The organism is Mesorhizobium sp. SARCC-RB16n, from assembly GCF_008520305.1.
Taxonomy (GTDB): Bacteria; Pseudomonadota; Alphaproteobacteria; order Rhizobiales; family Rhizobiaceae; genus Mesorhizobium.
Genome location: NZ_ML703289.1, coordinates 1 through 5,166, shown reverse-complemented (window position 1 = coordinate 5,166; position 5,166 = coordinate 1). Strand labels below are relative to the sequence as shown.

Annotated in this window: 5 protein-coding genes and 1 pseudogene; 3 read left to right on the top strand and 3 right to left on the bottom strand. The window is 66.0% G+C overall.

The window, feature by feature from the left end; translation table 11 throughout:
* Positions 1–346 (top strand): hypothetical protein (locus C7I87_RS36180; protein ID WP_246696444.1); only part of this gene is annotated, 346 nt, incomplete at its 5' end.
* 248 nt (positions 347–594) lie between these two features.
* Positions 595–1,122 (top strand): hypothetical protein, encoded by a 528-nt coding sequence (locus tag C7I87_RS36175; protein WP_246696443.1) that lies wholly within the window; start codon positions 595–597, stop codon positions 1,120–1,122.
* Between the two features lie 308 nt (positions 1,123–1,430).
* Here C7I87_RS36175 and C7I87_RS36170 read toward each other — a convergent pair.
* The 3 genes and pseudogenes from C7I87_RS36170 to C7I87_RS35650 all read right to left on the bottom strand — a co-directional run.
* A pseudogene (locus tag C7I87_RS36170) lies at positions 1,431–1,928 on the bottom strand (DUF4347 domain-containing protein); the annotation flags it as partial.
* A complete protein-coding gene (locus C7I87_RS29000) occupies positions 1,918–2,829 on the bottom strand; it encodes a DUF4347 domain-containing protein (protein ID WP_188394042.1) in 912 nt (303 codons plus the stop codon). The pseudogene C7I87_RS36170 and the gene C7I87_RS29000, both read right to left, overlap by 11 nt.
* Positions 2,830–3,414: 585 nt before the next feature.
* Positions 3,415–3,594 carry a hypothetical protein gene (locus C7I87_RS35650; RefSeq protein WP_210250667.1) on the bottom strand — a complete coding sequence of 60 codons (180 nt, stop codon included), beginning with the start codon at positions 3,592–3,594 and terminating at the stop codon, positions 3,415–3,417.
* 241 nt (positions 3,595–3,835) lie between these two features.
* Here C7I87_RS35650 and C7I87_RS36855 point away from each other — a divergent pair.
* A partial coding sequence (locus C7I87_RS36855) for a DUF4573 domain-containing protein (RefSeq protein WP_373424789.1) occupies positions 3,836–5,166 on the top strand: 1,331 nt, incomplete at its 3' end.

Below are 5,166 nucleotides of genomic sequence, written 5' to 3'. Positions count from 1 at the left end.
GTCGCTCCAGTATCGCCGGTCGAACCTGTGGCACCAGTCGCTCCAGTATCGCCGGTCGAACCTGTGGCACCTGTTGCTCCGGTCGAACCCGTGGCACCCGTATCACCGGTCGCGCCTGTGGCTCCGGTTGCGCCAGTCGAGCCAGTCGCTCCGGTATCGCCGGTCGCACCTGTGGCTCCGGTTGCTCCAGTTGAGCCCGTCGCTCCAGTACCGCCGGTCGCGCCTGTGGCGCCGGTTGCCCCAGTCGAGCCGGTTGCACCTGTATCACCGGTCGCGCCTGTGGCACCGGTTGCACCGGTCGAGCCTGTGGCACCCGTATCGCCTGTTGCTCCAGTCGAACCCGTAGCTCCGGTATCGCCGGTCGCACCAGTTGCTCCGGTTGCCCCAGTTGAGCCTGTGGCGCCAGTATCGCCAGTCGCGCCAGTTGCTCCGGTCGCTCCAGTTGCACCCGTATCGCCGGTCGCGCCTGTGGCGCCGGTTGCTCCGGTCGAACCCGTAGCTCCAGTCGAGCCCGTCGCTCCAGTATCGCCCGTTGCCCCAGTGGCTCCTGTTGCGCCAGTCGAACCGGTGGCTCCGGTTGAGCCAGTCGAACCGGTGGCTCCGGTTGAGCCAGTCGCGCCGGTCGAACCCGTAGCGCCGGTGGCGCCCGTAGCGCCTGTCGAACCAGTGGCGCCGGTGGCACCCGTAACGCCCGTCGCACCGGTGGCGCCGGTCGAACCCGTGGCGCCGGTGGCACCCGTAACGCCCGTCGCACCGGTGGCGCCGGTCGAACCCGTGGCGCCGGTGGCGCCCGTAACACCCGTCGCGCCGGTGGCGCCCGTTCCACCCGTCGCGCCCGTGGCGCCGGTCGAACCCGTGGCGCCGGTGGCGCCCGTAACACCAGTCGCGCCCGTAGCGCCTGTCGAACCCGTGGCGCCGGTCGCACCCGTGGCGCCGGTTGAACCCGTAGCGCCGGTCGAACCTGTGGCGCCGGTTGAACCTGTGGCGCCAGTCGCACCCGTGGCGCCCGTTGAACCCGTGGCTCCGGTCGAACCCGTAGCGCCGGTCGCGCCCGTGGGGCCAGTGGGACCGACTCCGCCGGACGCCGGAGTGGCTACTAGGACAATATTCGAGGAGCCATAGCCGCCGCTTTCACTACTTCCACCGCCGTTAACGCCAGTGGAATCGACAACATAAATATCAAACTGACCAGCAGAAGGCGTTGTGGTTGTATTTAAATTATATGTTCCAGCCGGAAGTGTTGCAGAGACATTAAAAGTTGGGCCAGTAGTGACATTCCAACTCTCAGTCTCTCCAATAATAGTAAGGTTTCCCGCGCTATCTTTCACTACAATGTAGTATAATTCATTGGCATTAGTATGACTTACGTTGAGACTCCCCGTGAGCGAGACGTTTGTCTCGGCGGTAAGAACAAGAGCCAACACTCCCGCATAGGCCTCTACTCCCGTGGGCGTCAATGGCGGCTCAGAGGTGGTCCCGCTTACTCGCGCCGACAGTTCCCAAGCGCCGCCAAGAGCGGCCGCGCCGACGCGCCCTGTAGCCCCGCGGATGTCGACGCCAACCGCGTCAGAAAGCGCGTCGAGAAAGGCCTCGCCAGCATCTCCCTGAGCGGTGTCGCAGCACCATAGGCGGACCTCGCCGTCCGCAGAAAGGGCTTGGCCAATGGCGGCAAGGTCGCCGCTGTCGTGCGCGAGCGTGGCAACGGACCAGGGTCCGTCGCTGAAACCCACCTGCCCGGGCGCGCCGTGGGCGATGACGTGCACTGCGGCCAGGCCGCTTCGGCGGGCGAGCGCTTCGGCCATCTGCTGCGCCGCCGGGCGGCCGGGCTCGAGCAGCACGGCATCGACGTCGGGCCTCAGGCCGGCGGCGATAGTCTCGATGTCGCTTACAGCAGGATCAATGAAAAGGACTTCAGACCTAGGCGTCATCACGAGCCTCCCGGGCGTCTTTGCCGCCGATGCTGAACTGCGATTTTTCTGAGATCGTGAAGTTGGCAGGCATGAATTTGCCGCCCTCGTCCACTCTGCCGGCCAGATAAGTTTCGTTTGCGCTAGGTACGGTGACCGTGATCGAAAACTTTGGAATGTTCGCGTGGCCGGGCAACGAGAAGCTGGCTACGACGCGCTTGTCCGTTGAATTAACGACGACATAGGTGACGTTTTCTGCTGCATCGTGAGGCACATCACCAGAAACGACCCGACGAACGCCGGCTAACAGCCCGGCATAAGCCTCCAAGCCTCGGCCAGTCAGCGGCGGTTTAGGCGGCATTCCTCGCGCCCGAATAGCGAGCTCCCAGCTTCCGCCAAGGGCCGCAGAGCCGACGGGCTTCGTGGCGGCCCGGACGTCCACGCCCACAGCGCGGGCGAGCGCTCCGACGAAGGTCCGGCCGGCCTGGCCCTGGCCCGCATGACAGCTCCACACCGTAAGTTCGCCATATCCGCCCAGCGCCTGGCCGATCGCCGCCAAATCCTCGGCGTCTCCCTCCAGGGTCTCGGCCGACCACTCGCCTGCCGAAAAGCAGACCCGCCCAGGCGCGCCGTGCGCGATGATGTGCACGGCGTCGAGGCCGTCGCGGCCTTCGAGCGCCAGCGCCATCTGGCGCGCTGCCGGGCGCCCGGCGTCGAGCACGATCGCCTCGACCCGTGGCCTCAGGTTCGCGAGGATCGTGCCGAGATCGGATACGGAGGGATCGACGAAAAGGAGTTCGGAGGGCGCATCGGTCCGCGCATTCGGGCGATCAGTCGCAGCGTCCGGCAGCGGCCGGCGCCCGTCGAACCGCGGGAATGCACCACTGCCCCCACGAGGCACACGCGACAACACTTGACTCACACCCACCCACTCCCATCGCCCGTGCCGCCGATGTTTCGACGGCACACTCGCGAGTGAACTCCGGAATGGGAAACTGTCTGCCTTCCGCCGAGGACTGACATAGACGCGACATGTCACGATGCGCCTTGTAGACGCACCTTCTTCATGCGCGAAATTGCCTTGCTACCCAGATCCCTGTCCAACCCGCCTGCACGGATCTTGCGGCCACCGGCCGTGCGATCCGCGGGCATCCGCCATACCCACATATTAGTAAATTCGAAAATTAGCGATTTGTAAACTATTAAGTAGGGAATTGGTAAATTGCCCAAAACCAGGCAGCAGATCTCAGTCAATATTTGAGGGCCGGACTCGCGCGAATTGTTCCTGAAAATCGAAGACTTGCCGGCTTCCTTTCAGTTGCTGCGAATGCTGCGAATAACCGCCATGACCGGGCCAGTCGCGGAGCTTGCCGGAGTGCCAGCTGATCGGCGATCCAGACGCCGCAGGGGGCTGCGCGAGCCGACAAGAAAAAATGATCGGCGCGCGGGCTTCCAGCGAAGCCCGCGCGCCCGTTCTCAACCTGGACCAGCCAGGTCCATTCACCGCTCACCCGTGCGGCTTCAAGAGATCCTTCAGGGACGTCTTGACGGTGTGGTCGTTGCTGGCATAGCCGGCGCCAGGCTTGGTCTGGTCCGAGGTGAGATCGGTGCTCGCCCCAGACGGCTTGTTGTGGTCGTTGCCAGATCCGCTGATCGTCTTGAGGACATTGAGCAGGTCTGTCGTCACCGTCGTGGCCGCAAGGCCGATCAGGCTGCGGAACGACGCATGACCGCCGGGGTCACTGCCGGTCGAACTCGACTGCAGGAATTGCGGCGAGTCCTTCAGCCCCAGGGTGCTGGCCGTGACCGCGGAGTTGTGACCGCCGTTTCCGTTGCCGGAATTGCCCTGTCCCTGGTGTGAGCTGTTGTCGGCATTGTTATGATCGCCGGAATTACCAGGCGCGGGCTGCTCTCCGTTACCGTGGCCGTTGTTGCCATGGTCGTGGTCATGGTCATGGTCATGGTCATGGTCACCAGTTTCACCGCCCGGGCCGGTCGCTCCGGTCGCCCCTGTCGGACCAGGCGAGCCTGTTGGACCGGTTGAGCCGGTTGCTCCGGTCGAACCAGTTGCTCCGGTCGAACCGGTGGCTCCGGTCGAGCCGGTCGCTCCGGTCGAGCCGGTGGCTCCGGTCGAACCAGTTGCTCCGGTCGAACCGGTGGCTCCGGTCGAGCCGGTCGCTCCGGTCGAGCCAGTCGCTCCGGTCGCACCGGTCGAGCCAGTCGCTCCGGTCGAGCCGGTCGCTCCGGTCGAGCCAGTCGCTCCGGTCGCACCGGTCGAGCCAGTCGCTCCGGTCGAGCCGGTGGCTCCGGTCGAACCAGTTGCTCCGGTCGAACCGGTGGCTCCGGTCGAGCCGGTCGCTCCGGTCGAACCGGTGGCTCCGGTCGAGCCGGTCGCTCCGGTCGAGCCAGTCGCTCCGGTCGCTCCGGTCGCTCCGGTCGAACCAGTTGCACCTGTCGAGCCGGTTGCTCCGGTAGAGCCAGTCGCTCCGGTCGAGCCAGTTGCTCCGGTCGAACCGGTGGCTCCGGTCGAGCCGGTCGCTCCGGTCGAGCCCGTGGCACCGGTCGAGCCGGTTGCTCCGGTCGAGCCGGTTGCTCCGGTCGAGCCCGTGGCTCCGGTCGAGCCGGTGGCACCTGTCGAGCCGGTTGCTCCAGTAGAGCCGGTTGCTCCGGTAGAGCCAGTCGCACCTGTCGAGCCTGTTGCACCTGTCGAGCCGGTTGCTCCGGTCGAGCCGGTTGCTCCAGTCGAGCCGGTCGCACCGGTTGAGCCAGTCGCACCTGTCGAGCCGGTTGCTCCGGTCGAACCAGTTGCACCTGTCGAACCCGTTGCCCCGGTCGAACCAGTTGCACCTGTCGAACCCGTTGCCCCGGTCGAGCCAGTGGCACCTGTCGAGCCGGTCGCTCCGGTCGAGCCGGTGGCTCCGGTCGAGCCAGTCGCACCGGTTGAACCAGTTGCACCTGTCGAGCCAGTTGCACCTGTCGAACCTGTTGCCCCGGTCGAACCCGTTGCCCCGGTCGAGCCGGTCGCTCCGGTCGAGCCTGTTGCACCTGTCGAGCCGGTCGCTCCGGTCGAACCAGTTGCACCGGTCGAGCCAGTGGCACCTGTCGAGCCGGTCGCTCCGGTCGAGCCGGTGGCCCCGGTCGAGCCAGTCGCCCCGGTAGAGCCGGTTGCACCAGTCGAGCCAGTCGCACCGGTAGAGCCGGTTGCACCCGTTGAGCCGGTCGCTCCGGTCGAGCCAGTCGCACCGGTCGAACCCGTTGC